Here is a 17,424-nt window from a genome sequence, read left to right on the forward strand (position 1 = left end):
AGGTTACTCTCTTTCACTAGTGCTCGCTATTTGGTTATTTCTCTATTTATTATCCTATTAAAAAAGGTTGCATACCCTTGGGATATGCAACCGATTGAAGATTTATTATAGGTAGCACATCACAATTGTGACAGTCCAGCACCTTTCGATGACTGACCCAACAATATCAATGAATGAGGATTGATATTGCTTCGGCGGCTTCGCCTTTCACTTAAGTCTCTTCGGCATCATTCTGCCTCACCTTAATTACTCATCGAAGTCGCAACCTCTAACTCTTATTGTAATATTCATCAAATTTCTATCTGACTAGATTTTAATATACAGTAAACGTTATTCTTTTTCAAGTTTAGCGTTGTTTTTTCAAGCGAATTTCATCAACTAAGTTCCAAATGAAGTCGTCTCTCTCCATAGTCTCTTGATCTTTAGAGCCGTATTTACGAACGTTGACTTCATTATTTTCTACTTCTTTGTCACCTACGACAACTTGGTAAGGTACTTTGTGCATTTGTGCTTCACGGATCTTGTACCCCATTTTTTCATTACGGTCGTCGATATTGACACGTACACCTTGTGATTTCAATTCATCTTGTAAAGCACGCGCATAGTCATAGTGTAAGTCTACGTTTACTGGGATGATTTCAACTTGACGCGGTGCTAACCAAGTTGGGAAGGCACCTTTAGTTTCTTCAGTTAAGAATGCGACGAAACGTTCCATAGTAGACACTACACCACGGTGAATGACTACTGGACGATGTTCGTCGCCATCGTTACCGATGTAAGTTAAATCGAATTTTTGTGGTAGTAAGAAGTCAAGTTGCGCTGTAGATAATGTTTCTTCTTTACCCATCGCAGTTTGAACTTGAACATCGAGTTTAGGACCGTAGAATGCCGCTTCACCAATCGCTTCTTCATATTCTAAACCAAATTCATCTACTGCTTCTTTCAACATCGCTTCAGCTTTGTTCCACATATCATCGTCATCATAGTATTTCTCTTTATCTTCTGGATCACGATAACTTAGGCGGAAGCTATAGTTTTCAAAACCAAAGTCGTCATACACATCAAGAATAAGTTGTACTACACGTTTAAACTCTTCTTTAATTTGATCTGGACGTACGAAGATATGCGCATCATTTAAAGTCATGCCTCGTACACGTTGCAAACCTGAAACTGCACCACTTGCTTCGTAACGATGTTGTAAGCCGAGTTCGGCAATACGAATAGGTAATTCACGATAAGAATGTGGTTTGTTCGCATAAACCATCATGTGGTGCGGACAGTTCATTGGGCGTAGCACCATCTCTTCATTCTCATCGAGTTTCATCGGTGGGAACATATCGTCTTGATAGTGATCCCAGTGACCTGAAGTTTTATATAAATCCACGTTAGCCATCACTGGAGTATAGACGTGGTCGTAACCCATGCTAGTTTCTTTGTCTACAATATAACGTTCGATTTCACGACGGATGACAGCACCATTTGGTAACCAGAGTGGCAATCCCGCGCCGACGAGTTGGTTATTAGTGAATAAATCCATCTCTTTACCGATCTTGCGGTGATCACGTTCTTTGCGTTCTTCAAGCATTTGAAGATGCGCTTTTAAAGCTTTCTTGTCGAAGAATGCTGTACCGTAAATACGTTGCAACATCTTATTGTTGCTGTCTCCTCGCCAGTATGCACCTGCTGTTGATAACAGTTTAAACTCTTTAATTTTAGATGTAGATGGAACATGCACACCACGACATAAGTCAGTGAACTCACCTTGAGAATAAAGTGTGACATTTTCGTCTTCTGGTATCGCATCGATGAGTTCTAATTTGTAAGGGTCATCTTTGAAGAATTCTTTCGCATCATCACGTGAAACCACTTTACGTTCGATAGGATGATTTTCATCCACGATTTGCTTCATTGTCTTTTCGATCTTCTCAAAGTCATCTGAAGAAATGCGTTCATCCATGTCAAAGTCGTAGTAGAAACCACCTTCAATGACAGGACCTACACCAAATTTCACATCACCATAAAGACGTTTCAATGCTTGAGCCATTAAGTGTGCTGTGGAGTGACGAAGCACCTCTAACGCTTCTTCGCTTCCTGGTGTGATGATTTCGATTTCACCGTCTGTTTCAAGTGGACGAGTAAGGTCTACCATTTGTCCATTAAATTTACCTGCGACCGCTTTCTTTCTCAATCCAGGACTAATAGAACGTGCGATATCTTCTGTAGTTGTGCCTTTATCAAACGCCTTACTATTACCATCTGGAAATTGAATGTTAATTTGTTCCATCTAGAACCCTCCTATTTATACTTTATGATCTCTCGACATGAGACGTAGTGTTATTCAAGCTATGATATCTTGGTTGAAATGATTCTAGTACTTGTATAATAATCCAAATAAAAAACGCCCTCACCCACAAAGGGACGAGGACGCCGTGTTACCACCCTAATTAGATATGTCAATCTTACATTTACATATCTCACTTTACTTAAGATAACGGTCTTGAGCCGGATATTCATTACAAATATCAATAATAAAGGGAGTAACAAACAAAGATGTCAGTTAGACTCTCAGCACCGCTAACTCTCTGTGTAACAGAGCTTTGTTTATCATATCCTTATACGTTCATGTCGATTTAGATTTATTCTTATTATACACCATCTATTATAAATTTCAAACATCCCTGTAATTAACGCCTTCAAGAAAGTATGGATGCGCTAGTGATTTGATACGTTCCATAATACGCGCGCCTTTTGTTGCCTCTGCACCTTGGCGTGTAAGTGAAAAGTGATGCTCAAGCTCTTTGAAGTTTAAATTTGAGCTGAAAAATGTTGGCAATTCATGCACCATTCGATAATGAAGTAGTGGTCCTATCACTTCATCTCTTGACCATGGTGTCGTTTCTTCGGCACCAATATCATCTAGGAATAAGACATTGGCTTTCATGATTTGATTGAGACGCTTTTCAAAACTATTATCATTAAAACCACTCTTCAACGTACGTATAAACTCTGGTAAGTAAACCATCGTTGAAGGGATATTCTCACTCTTCAATTGGTTCGCCATAGCACCGAGAATAAATGATTTACCTGTACCGAATGGACCGTATAGATAAAGCCCCTTCAAGTATTCCGTTTCTCCACTTTTAATACGCTTGCAAATATCATTCGCAGCCATAGCTACATCTAGGCGATCGCGGCGATTCGTATAAATATCTTTCAACTCAGCATCTAAAGTTGCGCGTTGCATATGATGTGCAGTGATTAAATGTGCTTTAAACTTCGCCTCGTCATGTTTAATCTTACAAGGACACGGAAGGTATTTAATTTTGAAATGATCATTCTCTATATATAGTTCTGGCACATGCCCTTTCACGAAGTTAGGACAATCTTCGAAAGCATGGCCATCATAATGTTTCTGTTGGTCTTTATATTCTTGAAGAATATTTAAATCTCTATCTATCATTGAATTGGTAATTTCTGAGCGATGTGCTTCTAGAAATGCTTTGACGTCAGGATCTTTAATGACATCTCTCTTGATCTTTTCGAGCCGCTGATTTAAATCTTTCGAATTGCCTAATATATCATTTAAGCTCTTCATTCTTTCTTACCTCCATTCCATGTCTGTTGTAAGTCCTTCAGGAAGGCTTGACGTTCCTTTTCAAACTGTTCATCATGTTCTTCTTCGGATGAAGCCTTTGATTGTTGATCACGTTGATCGCGATTCTTCAGCCATTCTGGGGTTAACTCACGTGAATAATGTTGGTATTGTGGTCGGTAATTTCTTTGAGGTTGTGCTTTCTTCTCTTTCTTTTTCGTTTCTTGCTGCATCGTTTGTTGATAAGCTTGTTTCGCAGTGGTATACCCTTTTTTCTTCCAATTCGAAGCAATTTCCATAATATAATTCTTCGGTAACTTCATATCTTCTTTCAACATGACATATTGTAAGAGGATGTTAATCACGCCGAAAGAAAGCTTTTCACGTTCAATCAATTCTTCAACCATCCGCTTCTGATGATCAGTTGGCTCAGACTCTGACCACGACGCCAGCATTTCAATTGGACTCGTATTATCGAGCAATTCTAGCCAACGATCTGAACCAGGTTTGAGTTCATCTTCTTCCTTATGCGTTTCTTTGTTAGTTTCGCTCTGTTTTTTTGTTTGAGGAGGTTGTTTAACTTGTATCTTCGGAAGTTGTTGATCATGTTCCATCAAGTAATACGTTCGTGCATGCTTTCTCAACTCTTCGAAAGAGAGTTCTTGGTCGCTTGTAAGTGATTTTAAAATAATACTCTTCATCGCTTCTGGCGTTAGTCCATATAATGTGGCGAGTTGCGTAATCAATTGTTTCGTCTGACTGCCAATAATTTTACTACTGATAAAATGCGTTTGCAGTAAATCATATAACACTTCAAAATCAAATTCGACATCAGATAAATTAAGCCCTTGATACGTTTGTGCTTCCGTCACTTCAATGTCTGTTTCAGGCACGCGCTGATGCGGAATATTGAATACATCTGTATATTTACGCGTGATTTCGGTAAACTGGCTCAAGTCCACTTGCTTCTTAGAAGATGCGAAGAAATGCTTCAATTGATGGTACCGTTGATGTCCGACTTCACTATATAAAAACACTGACAGCATTGGATCATCAAAGAATTGTTTGCCCGTCGGTGGCTGAATGAGTTCGTAGACAAAATGCGAATGCGCCGTATCATGATGAACGTACGTCTTCACTAAACCTATCGCCTCAAGCACATCCATCTGCTTGCGAAAATCTAATAAATTAATCTTGAGCTCACTCATAATCGTATAATGTGTCAGCTCAGCTTGCGATGTCTGTTCACTAAACTGGTCTAAATAAATATACAAACCTGTACTACTAGAGCCTATGAGAGGTGTGAAGAGTCGGTTGAGAATATCTATATGATTGCTATGAAATTGAAATTGGCGTAGGATTTGAAAGTCATCTTTCGCTCTCAAACCATAATCTTTAGACTTTAAATTCATTCATCGTCACTCCGCTCATCTTTCGACAAGATACCTTGCATAGAAGCTAACAATTGATCGACATCCTTAAATTCTTTATAAACTGAAGCAAAGCGCACATAGGATACCTGATCGACATGCATGAGTTGATTCATCACATGTTCACCGATTTCTCTAGAAGAAATTTCTGCGTGACCATCGTGTCTTAATTTCCACTCTACGTGATTCGTAATTTCTTCAAGTTGTTGATAGCCAACCGGTCGTTTTTCACAGGAACGTACTAAGCCATTTAAGATCTTTTCGCGTAGAAATTGTTCTCTCGTTCCATCTTTCTTAACGACGATGAGTGGTCGTTTCTCGATATGTTCAAACGTCGTAAATCTCGTACCACAGTTCTCACATTCTCTACGCCGACGAATCGCATTAACATCGTCCGCATGACGTGAATCCACGACGCGAGAATTGGTCGCACTACATTTAGGACACTTCATCGATATTCATCCTCTCTTCTAGATTACACATTATTATACTATAAATAATTATGAGACTAAAGAAAGGCCTACGATGGTGCTTTGAATCGAGGGAGTGAAGTTTCGAAAGGCGATGAGTTCTCTATTAGATACACTGTTGGTTCATTTTACCTTAGATAATAAAAAGGCTTGCCTCGTGAGACGAATCTCAATCCGAGACAAACCTTCGTTCCATTTATGGCATCAATCACATTTATAACTTATTGATAACCTACCCTACTGATTCAACATGTTAGTGCTAAAATAGATTCAATCACTGGCTCAACATCTATTAAAGCGCTTGGCCAATTTGTTCAGCGATATCTACTACACGGTTTGAATAACCCCATTCGTTGTCGTACCAAGCAATAACTTTCACTTTACGAGGACCCATTTGCATAGTGCTTGGTGTATCAACGATAGCTGAATGAGGATTTGTATTAAAGTCTGAAGAAACGAGTGGTGCATCTTCTGTTGCAAGCACGCCACCTAAATCGTTTTCTTTAAACGCTTGGTTCACTTCATCGACTGTGACATCTTTATTTAAGTCTACAACTAAGTCAACGAGAGACACGTTCTTAGTTGGTACACGTAAAGCCATACCGTGTAATTTACCTTCAAGTTCAGGTAAGACTTCTTTCAATGCTTTCGCAGCACCTGTTGAAGTTGGAATGATACTTTCGTTGCATGAACGTGCACGTCTTAAATCTTTATGAGGATTGTCGATGTTCTTCTGATCATTTGTGATCGCGTGAACTGTAGTCATTAAACCATTATCGATGCCGAATTGATCGTTAAGTACTTTCGCTACCGGACCGATACAGTTTGTTGTACATGACGCATTGCCAAAGATATCGTATTCATTCACGTCTAAGTCGCTATCGTTAACACCTTTAACGAGCATTTGTACATGACCGCCTTTAGAAGGACCTGTAAGTAATACTTTTTTAGCGCCTGCATCAATATGTGCTTGTGCCTTGTCACCATGGTTGAATACGCCTGTCGCTTCGATAACAATATCAATGTTTAAGTCTTTCCATGGCAAGTTAGCTGGATTACGGTCAGCAAGTAATTTGATTTCATGACCTTCTACTTTAATACCATTGTCTGTCGCTTCGACATCTAAATCAAACTTACCGTGAGTTGTATCGTGTTTGATTAAATGCGCAATAGTTTCAGCTGGATAGCTTGCATTGATTGCTACTACATTTAAATTATCATTTTTTAATGCGATTCTTAGCACCATTCTGCCAATTCTACCCATACCATTAATTGCAATATTTGTCGACATAAAAAAAGCACCCCTCGAATTATGTGTTATACTTTATGGCATTAGTATAACATAAAGTTACTAATTTGAAAGCGGTTTCTAATAACTTTATGAAAAAGCTTACATACGCGTATGAGTTGAAGTTTATAAATCAGGTTATGCTATATAATGCTATCGCTTTTCTAAAGTAAATGATAATCGATCAATGAACTTGATTTGTAACCCGACTACTATACTATATACACCTACTCGTTTATTTCGATATTAGGTTGCGAGGCGCTCCCCCACTTAATAGCTGTAGCTAAAAAATAGCTATAGAAACTTCTCTTTACTTGAGATTTCTATAGCTATTTCGCATCTGTTCAACTATGACAAACGTATATGCATAAGCAAACACTATACCTTATTCGATTTCAGTCATAGGCGAGCACGTTTTCACATTATGCTTGCTCTTCCTCTTCATCATCTTCAAGTGTGTGGTTAATATAACCTTCTTCGAGTAGCAAACGTTCAAGATTTTGCTTTAACTCTAGTTTACTATCACGATTGTCGATAACGTGATCAGCCATACGACGTTTCTTATCAATTGAAATTTGGCTATAAATTCGAGCCTTGGCGTCGTCAGCAGAAAGATCATTTCTTTCCATTAAACGATCGATTTGAATACTTTCAGATGTGTAGACTAACCACACTTCATCCACTGTATCTTGTAGCTCATTTTCAAATAATAAAGGAATGTCCATGATGACATTGTGTCCTTGTTCAACATATTCCGCTTTCTTTTTATCCATAATTTCACGGACAATCGGGTGGATAATATTATTTAATTCCACTCTCTTCTCAGGTTGGTTAAAAACAATGTCGCCCACATAAGAACGATCCATCTCACCTTCTTCGGTAATCGCTTCTTCACCAAAGGCTTCACGCACTTGTTCTAAACCTTTCGAACCCTTAGCGACTGCTTGTCTCGCAGCGATATCAGCATCAATAATCTTGAAACCGTGAGCTGAGAGTAGTTCTGATACGGTAGATTTGCCTGTCGCAATTCCACCTGTGAGTCCAATTACTTTAGGCATACTTTCCCTCTTTCTTTAACTTTGACATTCTGGGCAGAAATGACTATTTCTAGTCGCAATGACCTGCCTTTCGATAGGTGTTCCGCACACTTTGCATGTGTCTTGTTTATAGACATTTAAACGGTTCTGCATTTCACCACGCCGACCATCGGCATGCCGGTAATCTGAAATGCTCGTACCTCCATAGCGGATACCTTCTTCTAACACTTCTCTAATATAGTAGAATAACATTTTTCTTTCTTGCAACGTAAGGCTGTCAGCTTTACGAGCAGGATGAATACCGGCACGGAAAAGCGCTTCACATGCATAGATATTTCCACAACCAGCAATCACACGATGATCTAGAATCATGGCTTTAATAGGTTTGTTGTAAAACTTTCTTTCATTAAAATAAGCTAAATAGTGATCTAAGGCATCATCGTCAAACGGCTCCGGTGCAATTTCCAATAGCGAAGGATATGCGGCTAATTCAGGGAGGTTGCGAATCTCACCGAAACGACGTATATCCGAATATACTAGCATCTTATCGTTATCTAAATTAAAGATGACATGCCAATGTTTACGATAATTCTTGTCTCGAATTTCATCAAGCTCATTTACGACGAAGAACCCACCAGCCATACCGAGATGACTCACGAGAATACGTTGGTCATCTTCGCGTTCTAAGTAGAAATAAATATATTTACTACGACGCTCAATTTGGTTAATCTTATAGCCTTCTGTGAACGTTTTAAAGGTATCCAGCTCAAGTCCTTTAATAATCGTTTCACGCTGATTCTTTTTACCTAGCTTAACCGCTTCTGAAAATGTGACAGATTGAATTGTGGTACTTTCAACATCAGGCACGATACCTCGTTTTACATGTTCAACTTCTGGTAACTCTGGCATATGCTCACCTTCTTTCTACTTCGCATCATACCAAGTTGCACCGTAACTTGATTCAACCTTTAATGGCACATCGAGCTCAAGTGCATGTTCCATAATTTCAGTGACAAATTCACTAAATGCATCCACTTCGTCCTTTGGAATCTCAAAGATGAGTTCGTCATGAACCTGAAGTAACAACGTAGCGTTAAAGTCGGTATCTTGAATCGCTTTCGCATAATTGACCATCGCGAGTTTAATAATATCTGCCGCACTACCTTGAATTGGTGTATTCATTGCTGTACGTTCTGCGAAACTTCTCATATTGAAGTTGCGACTTGAAATATCTGGTAAATAACGACGACGGTGTAACAATGTTTCAACATAACCGTTCGCTTTCGCTTCTTTCTTAATATTATGCATATATTCTTTCACGCCTGGGAAGCTATCTAAATAATCATCGATAAATTGTTTCGCTTGTTTACGCGTAATACCTAGACTTTGGCTGAGTCCGTAGTCACTGATACCATAGACGATGCCGAAATTAACTGCTTTCGCTTGACGACGCATTAAACTATCAACCTCATCCGCTTCCACATTAAATACTTTCATAGCCGTAGCCGTATGCACATCATGATCATGAATAAAGGCTTGTTTCATGCTTTCATCACCAGTAATATGCGCAAGCACACGTAGTTCGATTTGAGAATAGTCAGCTGAGAAAATGACGCTGTCTTCATGTGTAGGCTTGAATGCTTTACGAATGCGTTTTCCTTCTTCCAACCGCACAGGAATGTTCTGCAAGTTAGGATCAATAGATGATAAACGACCTGTTTGAGCAAGCGTTTGGTTAAAACGTGTATGAATACGCTGATCTTTACTGATCATCTTCTGTAAGCCTTCAACATAAGTTGATTGTAGTTTCGCGAGCTGACGATAATCAAGAATGTAGTCGATAATTGGGTGTTCACCTTGTAGTTGTTCAAGTACATCGACTGCTGTTGAGTAACCTGTCTTCGTCTTCTTAATCACAGGAAGTTCAAGTTTTTCGAAGAGCACTACACCCAATTGCTTAGGTGAATTCACATTAAATTTTTCACCAGCAGCATCATAAATTTGTTGAACTAAAACGTCAAGTTTCTCCTTGATTTCTTGTTCCATTTCCTCTAAATCAGATCGATCAGTATAAACACCTGTTTCTTCCATTTCACTAAGGATGCGAGCAAGTGGCAACTCTATATCATAGAGTAATTCACGTTGTTGATGCGCAGTTAACTGCTCTATCATTTCTGGCTTACTTTCTGAAATACTATGAACTATCTTGCCTACGTATTCATTCAGAACATCATCTTCAGGCACCGCACGTTTTTTACCTTTGCCATAAACTTGTATATCTGAAGGTACGTAATATTGGTTATAATGCTCAACCACAGATTTCACATCACCTATAGAGCGTGATGGATCGATGATGTAACTTGCTAGCATGGCATCAAATTGGATACCTTCGATCTGAATATCTAGTCGATGTGCTACGACATATGTCTTCTTAGCATCATAAACAACCTTTTCTGTATGAGAATCTTCCAACCATTTAACGAGTGCACCATGTGCAGCAGCATCTTGAGCATCAACCACTACATGTTGATCTTGCGCATAAATACCGAATTTAAGAATATCATCTTTCAAATAGTTACTACCATCAATTTCGAAATGAATCGTAGCTGATTCAAGTTGAGTATAATCAATAGCGTCTAACGAAGTTTGAACGTCAATATCTAATTCTGTATCTCCACTATCAACAGATTCAACATCTAAATTGTTAAGTAGTTGATTAAATTCTAATTTCTTGAATAATTCTATTTTATCTTGTTCATCCATTGAATCTGGAAGCTTTGTATCGTTTAAGCTAACTTCTAGCGGACTATCTACATTAATTGTTGCGAGTTGTTTACTCATTAATGCATCTGACTTACCATTCTCTAGCTTTTCTTTTAACTTTTTACCTGAGACATCGTCTAAATGCTCATACACGCCTTCAACTGACTCAAATTGGTTGAGCAACTTCAGTGCTGTCTTCTCACCTACGCCTGCCACGCCAGGGATGTTATCTGAAGTATCGCCCATTAGCCCTTTCATATCGATAATCTGTTTAGGTTGAATGCCGTTGTATTTCTCTGCGATAAACTTAGGCGTATAATGATCGACGTCTGTGACACCTTTCTTCGTGTAGTAAATTGTCACTCGATCAGTCGCAAGTTGAGTGAGATCTCGGTCGCCGGTAATGATGATTGTCTCCATTCCAGCTTGATCGGCTTCTTTACTTAAAGTACCGATGATATCGTCGGCTTCGTAATTCTCTAGTTCGTAATGTTTAATTTGATATGCGTCTAATAATTGACGAATATATGGAAACTGCTCACTTAATTCAGGAGGCGTCTTCTGTCTACCGCCTTTGTAATCACCATAGGTTTGATGTCTAAAAGTGGTCTTTCCGGCATCAAATGCTACTAAGAAATGATCAGGATGCTCTTCTTTTAATATTTTCTCTAACAGCATCGCAAAACCATAAATTGCATTCGTAAGTATGCCGGCCTTATTCTGTAATAACGGTAAAGCATAGAAAGCACGAAAACTTAAACTATTGCCGTCTACTAAGACTAATTTACTCAATCTTGTAACCTCCAACGTTCGTTTACTACCATTCTACCATAAACCGAACTACACTCGAACCTATAAGCAACAGATAACTTGAATGAGAGAAAGTTAAGTAAATGCTTATGATTGTGTTGGAAGGCCTTTTTAAAATGAGTAATAGTGCGGAGTAAAAGGTATTGAAATATTGCTGTGACGCAACACTGAGTGAGAGATTGAACTGATATTTATAAACGTATTCGTAATCCATAAAACAAAGTGACAAGCCCTCGTCATTTTGAGATACTTGCCACTCTTATAGTAGATTTAGAACCCGTCAGATTAATTTTAACAACGGTACTTATCCTACTTTTCCAAAAACAGGCCATAAGTTCTGGATTACCTGCATACTTAAATTACTCGCTCAAATCTAAGGTCACTTTAAACGTTGAACCTTTGCCCAACGCACTGTCGACTTCAATCTGACCTTCATGCGCCTCAATAATATGTTTCGTAATCGACAAGCCGAGACCTGTACCACCAGAGTCACGACTTCGCGCTTTATCCACACGGTAAAAACGTTCGAAAATACGTGATTGATCTTCTGGCGCAATGCCCATGCCTTGATCTTCAACCTCAAGCATACATTGATGTGTGAGACGAGACAACCGCACTTGAATTTGACTTTCCGCAGCCGAATAACTTATCGCGTTAGAGATCAAATTGACGATGACCTGCATGAGTTTGTCGCGATGACCATTAACAAAGATATCTTCATCAATAGCATCATTGATTTGAATCGCTTTCTCCGACGCAAGATGCTTCAAGTTCAATACAGCTTCTAGCGTTAGTTCAGATAAATTCAAGCGTTCGGTCGTTAATGACGCCTGTTGCTCAATATGTGAAAGATCTAGTAAATCTGAAACGAGCGATTCTATACGATCTGACTCTTTATGAATAATGTTCAAGAACATCTTTAAGGAATCTGTATCCTGAGTTGCACCATCAAGCAATGTTTCAGAGAAGCCTTTAATCGATGTAATCGGAGTCTTTAACTCATGCGAGACATTCGCCACAAATTCTCGACGTAAATTCTCTAATTTCTTTAACTGCGTGATATCGTGTAGAACGACGATAATGCCATAAAGATACTTCTGATTGCTCGAGTGTACAGGGACACAAGCCATATCAAAGTATTTGTCATGGACGTCTGTAAGTTGCAGATTGATTTGCTCATACAACGGTTTCTCAGTCTTGAAGCTTTCAGCCACAAATTGTTGTAGTTTAGGATTGAGACATGTCGAGTAACGTTCTCCTTTCAGTGAAGCAGTGGGTTTGAAGTTATGATAGTAAGCTTGGTTAACTACCACCACTTCACCACGGTTATTGATCATCAAGATGGAACTAGGGATATTCTCTATCGTTGTCGTTAATCGATGCGCTTGCAACTTCTGAGCATGGTTGAGCCGTTGAAGTTGTCGTGCTAACTTATTCGTCGTTACGAAGAGTGCTTTCGTTTCTTTGACATTACTTTCTGGAATTCGAATATGATAATGGCCTTCCACGAGCAGAGATGTCGCATAGGCCACATCATTGATTGGACGAATATAAGACCGATGTATGTAGCGCACAATGAGATATAGCAGAATCATGACTACGACACCGATAAGCGCAAGATATTTCCATATTTGTATCCGTAAATCGTGCACTTTGTCGTCCACACCACTGATGATTACGCGATAGTTCCCTGAATGATTCAGTGAAGTGAAACGATGCTTCCCTTGGTGTTGATCATAGATAAAATGCGTGGGATTCGCTTCTTCAGTTATATTTGGATTCGTAGCGACTTGTCCCTTTTCAGTAAAAATCTCTTCTCCATGCTTACGAATCGAGACCGTTAACGCTTTATTTTCAATAATATTCTTGAGCTGATCTTTCTTACCATGTTTAAGTAAATCGACATAATGCTCACTCTCATGCGCTAATTCACGCTCTTGACTATCGAAGACCACCTGTGTCACTACATGTGTGACGATAATGCCGAGCAAGATAAAGCTAACGATTGTGACTGTCCAAAGTAATAACAGAAGTTTATGATGAAATTTCAGCATTAATCTTTAGGTCGCTCCAATTTATAACCTAAACCACGCACTGTCTTGATTAATGTCGGTTGTTTCGGATTCTCTTCTAATTTATCTCGTAAGTGACTAACATGCACATCTACAATTCTTGAATCGCCAGCAAACTCATAATTCCACACGGAGTTCAACATGTGTTCGCGTGACATGACGCGGCCTTGACGTTCGATTAAATAGAGCAACAATTCAAACTCTTTTGGTGTTAATTCTAATAACTCATCATCTTTATACACTTCAAAGAAATCGGGACGTATACGAATTGAGCCGATAATTATATCTTCATCTGTATCATCTTGGTTTGCAGTTTGGACCATTTCTGAACGTCGTAATATAGCTTTAACTCTCGCTACAACTTCTCTAGGTGAAAATGGTTTCGTCATATAGTCATCAGCGCCTAGCTCTAAGCCCAGTACACGATCAAATTCGTCGTCTTTAGCAGTCAACATCAATATCGGCACAAGATTCTTCTCTGTGCGAATGGTCTTACATACTTCAATACCATCTTTCTCAGGTAACATGACATCGAGAACAATGAGGTCGGGGTTAAACGTTTCTAGCTTGCTTAACGCTTCGTTGCCATCGTAGGCCACGTCGACCATATAACCAGCTTGTTCTAAATTGTACTTTAATAATGTTACGATTGATTGTTCATCATCTACAACTAATACTTTATAAGACATAGGATACCTCCAGAACTGAATTCACTCGCTTATACTTCAAGTTTAATTTAAATTATTATAGGTTAAAATACCTTTTACATAAACTTAACAATTCATTATAAAAATTTAATGAGAGAATGGAAATTTACAAGCATTTTATGCTGGCTATCCTCTTCTGGTATCAAAAAAGAGGTTAAGCAACGCGTTGTTGCCTAACCTCTTCGTCATCTATTTCAGATGTGCACATTTCATTAATTATTTAATGTTTTTGATTAATTCGTCAGCGAATGCTGAAGTAGAAACTTCTTCAGCACCTTCCATTAAACGTGCAAAGTCATAAGTTACTACTTTAGAAGCGATTGTTGTTTCAATAGCTTCTGTGATCTTATCAGCAGCTTCTTGCCATCCTAAGTGTTCAAGCATAAGCACAGCACTTAAGATTTCTGAAGATGGATTAACTTTGTTCATGTCAGCATATTTAGGTGCTGTACCATGAGTTGCTTCAAAGATCGCATGTCCAGTTTCGTAGTTAATGTTTGCACCAGGAGCAATACCGATACCGCCTACTTGAGCAGCAAGTGCGTCAGAAACGTAGTCACCATTTAAGTTCATAGTTGCTACGACGTCGTGGTCAGCTGGACGAGTTAAGATTTGTTGTAAGAAGATATCAGCGATTGAGTCTTTGATGATAATTTTACCATCTTTCTCAGCTTTGTCTTGTGCTTCGTTAGCTGCATCTTTACCTTCTTTTTCAACGATTTCGTCGTATTGTTGCCAAGTGAATACTTTGTCGCCGAATTCGTTGTGTGCAAGGTCGTAACCCCATTGTTTGAATGCCCCTTCAGTGAACTTCATAATATTACCTTTATGAACTAATGTCACTGATTTGCGGTTGTTTTCAATAGCATAGTTGATTGCAGCACGTACGAGACGTTCTGTACCTTCTTTAGAAACAGGTTTCACACCGATACCTGAAGTTTCAGGGAAACGGATGTTTGAAACGCCCATTTCGTTTTGTAAGAAGTCGATTAATTTCTTAACTTCTGGAGTTCCTTCTTTATATTCGATACCTGCATAGATATCTTCTGTGTTTTCACGGAAGATCACCATATCAGTATCTTCAGGACGTTTAACTGGTGAAGGTACACCTTTGAACCATCTTACTGGGCGTAAGCAAGTGAATAAGTCTAATTCTTGACGTAACGCAACGTTAAGTGAGCGGATACCGCCACCAATTGGAGTAGTTAAAGGTCCTTTGATTGCGATAAGGTAATCTTTAATTGTATCTAAAGTTTCTTGTGGTAACCATTCGCCAGTTTCGTCATAAGCTTTTTGACCTGCTAATACTTCTTTCCACTCGATGCGTTTTTCACCATTGTATGCTTTTTCAACTGCAGCATCGATAACACGGCTTGCAGCTTTCCAAATATCTGGTCCAATACCGTCACCGATAATGAATGGAATGATTGGTTCGTTAGGTACGTTTAAACCATCTTTTTGTTTTACAATTTTGTCTCCTGCCATGAGTTAAACCTCCGCTTTTACTAAATTTAGTATTGAGTCAATTATGCCTTACAGCAATTGAAGAACTTAGTCACGTTCTTCAATTGGTAAGTAAGTACGATTTGTTTCACCAATATATTGTGCACGTGGTCTGATGATACGGTTGTCTCTATATTGTTCTAACATATGAGCAATCCAACCTGATGTACGACTTACGGCAAAGATTGGTGTGAATAAATCGTGAGAAATTTTTAAGCTGTGATAAACCGTTGCACTATAGAAGTCTACGTTAGGAATTAATCCTTTTTCTTCGTGCATTTTATCAGCGATTTTCACAGAGATATCGAAGAGTTGGCTTTGACCTGTTTCTTCTGTAATCTTCTTACTCATTTCTTTAAGGTATTTCGCACGTGGGTCGCCATCTTTGTATACGCGATGACCGAAGCCCATGATTTTTTCTTTGTTTTTAATTTTTTCATCAATGTAGTCATCTACAGCGTCAACAGTCTTCACATCTGAAAGCATGTTCATAACACGTTCGTTTGCACCACCGTGTAAAGGTCCTTTTAATGAACCAACAGCAGCTACGATACCTGAATACATATCAGATAATGAAGAAACTGCACATCTTGCTGTGAATGCTGATGCGTTTAATTCGTGGTCAGCATGTAACACTAATGCTTTATTAAATGCCTCTACTTCGATATCTGTAGGCATTTCACCACGTAACATGTATAGGAAGTTACCCGCATAGCTTAAGTCTTTGTTAGGCATTACAGGATCTTTACCTTCACGCACGCGGGCAAACGCAGTTACTAGTGATGCAATCTTAGCTTGAATACGGATTGCACGTTCAAATTTCTTGTCTTTACCTTCGTCTTCAGCATCTGGATCAAAGTGAGCGATGTAAGATACTGAAGTTCTTAAAGCAGTCATCGGGTGAACATGATCTGCAGCGTATTCTTTGAAGTGGTTATAGACACTATCATTGAGTGGCATATACTCATGTAACTTCTCTTTGAGTTCTTTAAGTTCTTGTTTATTAGGCAATTTGTAATGCCATAATAAATAGATGATTTCTTCAAATTCTGCATTTTCAGCTAAATCATCAATATCATAGCCCGCATATGTTAATTGACTATCGATGATTGAGCTTACTTTAGTTTCAGCTGCGATAACCCCTTCTAGGCCTTTTTGTAATTCTGCCATGATAAATTCCCCTTTTCTCTTTCATAATGAAATGGCTTTCAACGTATATTATACCGAAATTCATGTAATTATGAAACCTTATAACTTAGTATGGTTGATGATAACTATCCATAAAGTCGATATTATCTCATTCAACACATACGACTTTCCTTATACTTTACCCTTTTACGTCAAACTCAATACATGCCATTTTTATATGAAATTATTGTGTTATTTCATTATGGTGTAGATCCATCATGAAGTTTGATATATCTATATTTTAAGGGTAAATCGCTTTCACATCAATTTTTCTATGCTTTTCAATTCTTTATCACTGTTAATAACAATATATGAACATTAAAGAGCAGTTTTACACTTATATACTAAAAATAATTGTCTTATCCATAAAAAAGTATCATAATAGGTTTATTAAGATAAGTGAGTGCGCTCAAGCTTCTACAAAGGTGAAGAACGACTTATATAATGAACGTTGTGAATCACCGAAATCGCTTTCACAATATTCAATTAACTTGATAAATTGGGAGCCACGTAGTTGCTTGTTAGAGACATACTCACTTCACTTTTAATAAAGGGGATCGTGTT

General features: G+C 38.5%; 12 protein-coding genes and 1 riboswitch. All 12 genes read right to left on the bottom strand.

From position 1 onward, the window contains the following. Window positions 1–104: 104 nt before the first annotated feature. Window positions 105–279: riboswitch (Lysine riboswitch) on the bottom strand. 67 nt (window positions 280–346) lie between these two features. The 12 genes from thrS to CD039_RS05450 all read right to left on the bottom strand — a co-directional run bounded on the left by thrS (window position 347) and on the right by CD039_RS05450 (window position 16,842). Next, the gene (gene thrS, locus CD039_RS05395) at window positions 347–2,284 is read right to left on the bottom strand and encodes a threonine--tRNA ligase (protein WP_103371441.1); all 1,938 of its coding nucleotides are present in this window, start codon (window positions 2,282–2,284) and stop codon (window positions 347–349) included. Between the two features lie 384 nt (window positions 2,285–2,668). Further along, window positions 2,669–3,595 (bottom strand): primosomal protein DnaI, encoded by a 927-nt coding sequence (gene dnaI / locus CD039_RS05400; RefSeq protein ID WP_103371442.1) that lies wholly within the window; start codon window positions 3,593–3,595, stop codon window positions 2,669–2,671. After that, on the bottom strand, window positions 3,592–5,004 hold the full coding sequence (locus CD039_RS05405; RefSeq protein WP_103371443.1) for a replication initiation and membrane attachment family protein: 1,413 nt from the start codon (window positions 5,002–5,004) through the stop codon (window positions 3,592–3,594). The genes dnaI and CD039_RS05405 overlap by 4 nt, the downstream gene beginning before the upstream one ends. Next, window positions 5,001–5,474, bottom strand: a complete 474-nt coding sequence (gene nrdR, locus CD039_RS05410) for a transcriptional regulator NrdR (protein ID WP_002470932.1) — start codon at window positions 5,472–5,474, stop codon at window positions 5,001–5,003. Before nrdR ends, CD039_RS05405 begins: the two co-directional genes overlap by 4 nt. A 310-nt stretch (window positions 5,475–5,784) precedes the next feature. Then, complete coding sequence (gap, locus tag CD039_RS05415) at window positions 5,785–6,783, bottom strand: type I glyceraldehyde-3-phosphate dehydrogenase (RefSeq protein ID WP_103371444.1); 999 nt, start codon at window positions 6,781–6,783, stop codon at window positions 5,785–5,787. A gap of 419 nt (window positions 6,784–7,202) precedes the next feature. Next, window positions 7,203–7,838, bottom strand: a complete 636-nt coding sequence (coaE, locus tag CD039_RS05420) for a dephospho-CoA kinase (RefSeq protein ID WP_103371445.1) — start codon at window positions 7,836–7,838, stop codon at window positions 7,203–7,205. Window positions 7,839–7,853: 15 nt separating this feature from the next. After that, window positions 7,854–8,726, bottom strand: a complete 873-nt coding sequence (mutM, locus tag CD039_RS05425; protein ID WP_103371446.1) for a bifunctional DNA-formamidopyrimidine glycosylase/DNA-(apurinic or apyrimidinic site) lyase — start codon at window positions 8,724–8,726, stop codon at window positions 7,854–7,856. A 15-nt stretch (window positions 8,727–8,741) separates the two neighbouring features. Further along, the gene (gene polA / locus CD039_RS05430) at window positions 8,742–11,372 is read right to left on the bottom strand and encodes a DNA polymerase I (RefSeq protein WP_103371447.1); all 2,631 of its coding nucleotides are present in this window, start codon (window positions 11,370–11,372) and stop codon (window positions 8,742–8,744) included. 377 nt (window positions 11,373–11,749) lie between these two features. Then, window positions 11,750–13,444: a two-component system histidine kinase PnpS gene (gene pnpS / locus CD039_RS05435; protein WP_103371448.1), complete on the bottom strand. Its 1,695-nt coding sequence runs from the start codon at window positions 13,442–13,444 to the stop codon at window positions 11,750–11,752. After that, window positions 13,444–14,151, bottom strand: a complete 708-nt coding sequence (locus CD039_RS05440) for a response regulator transcription factor (protein ID WP_103371449.1) — start codon at window positions 14,149–14,151, stop codon at window positions 13,444–13,446. The genes pnpS and CD039_RS05440 overlap by 1 nt, the downstream gene beginning before the upstream one ends. 234 nt (window positions 14,152–14,385) lie before the next feature. Next, window positions 14,386–15,654 (bottom strand): NADP-dependent isocitrate dehydrogenase, encoded by a 1,269-nt coding sequence (gene icd, locus CD039_RS05445; RefSeq protein WP_103371450.1) that lies wholly within the window; start codon window positions 15,652–15,654, stop codon window positions 14,386–14,388. A 66-nt stretch (window positions 15,655–15,720) separates the two neighbouring features. After that, window positions 15,721–16,842 (bottom strand): citrate synthase, encoded by a 1,122-nt coding sequence (locus CD039_RS05450; RefSeq protein WP_103371451.1) that lies wholly within the window; start codon window positions 16,840–16,842, stop codon window positions 15,721–15,723. Window positions 16,843–17,424 lie beyond the last annotated feature (582 nt).

It is taken from the genome of Staphylococcus argensis, assembly GCF_002902305.1.
Lineage (GTDB): Bacteria > Bacillota > Bacilli > Staphylococcales > Staphylococcaceae > Staphylococcus > Staphylococcus argensis.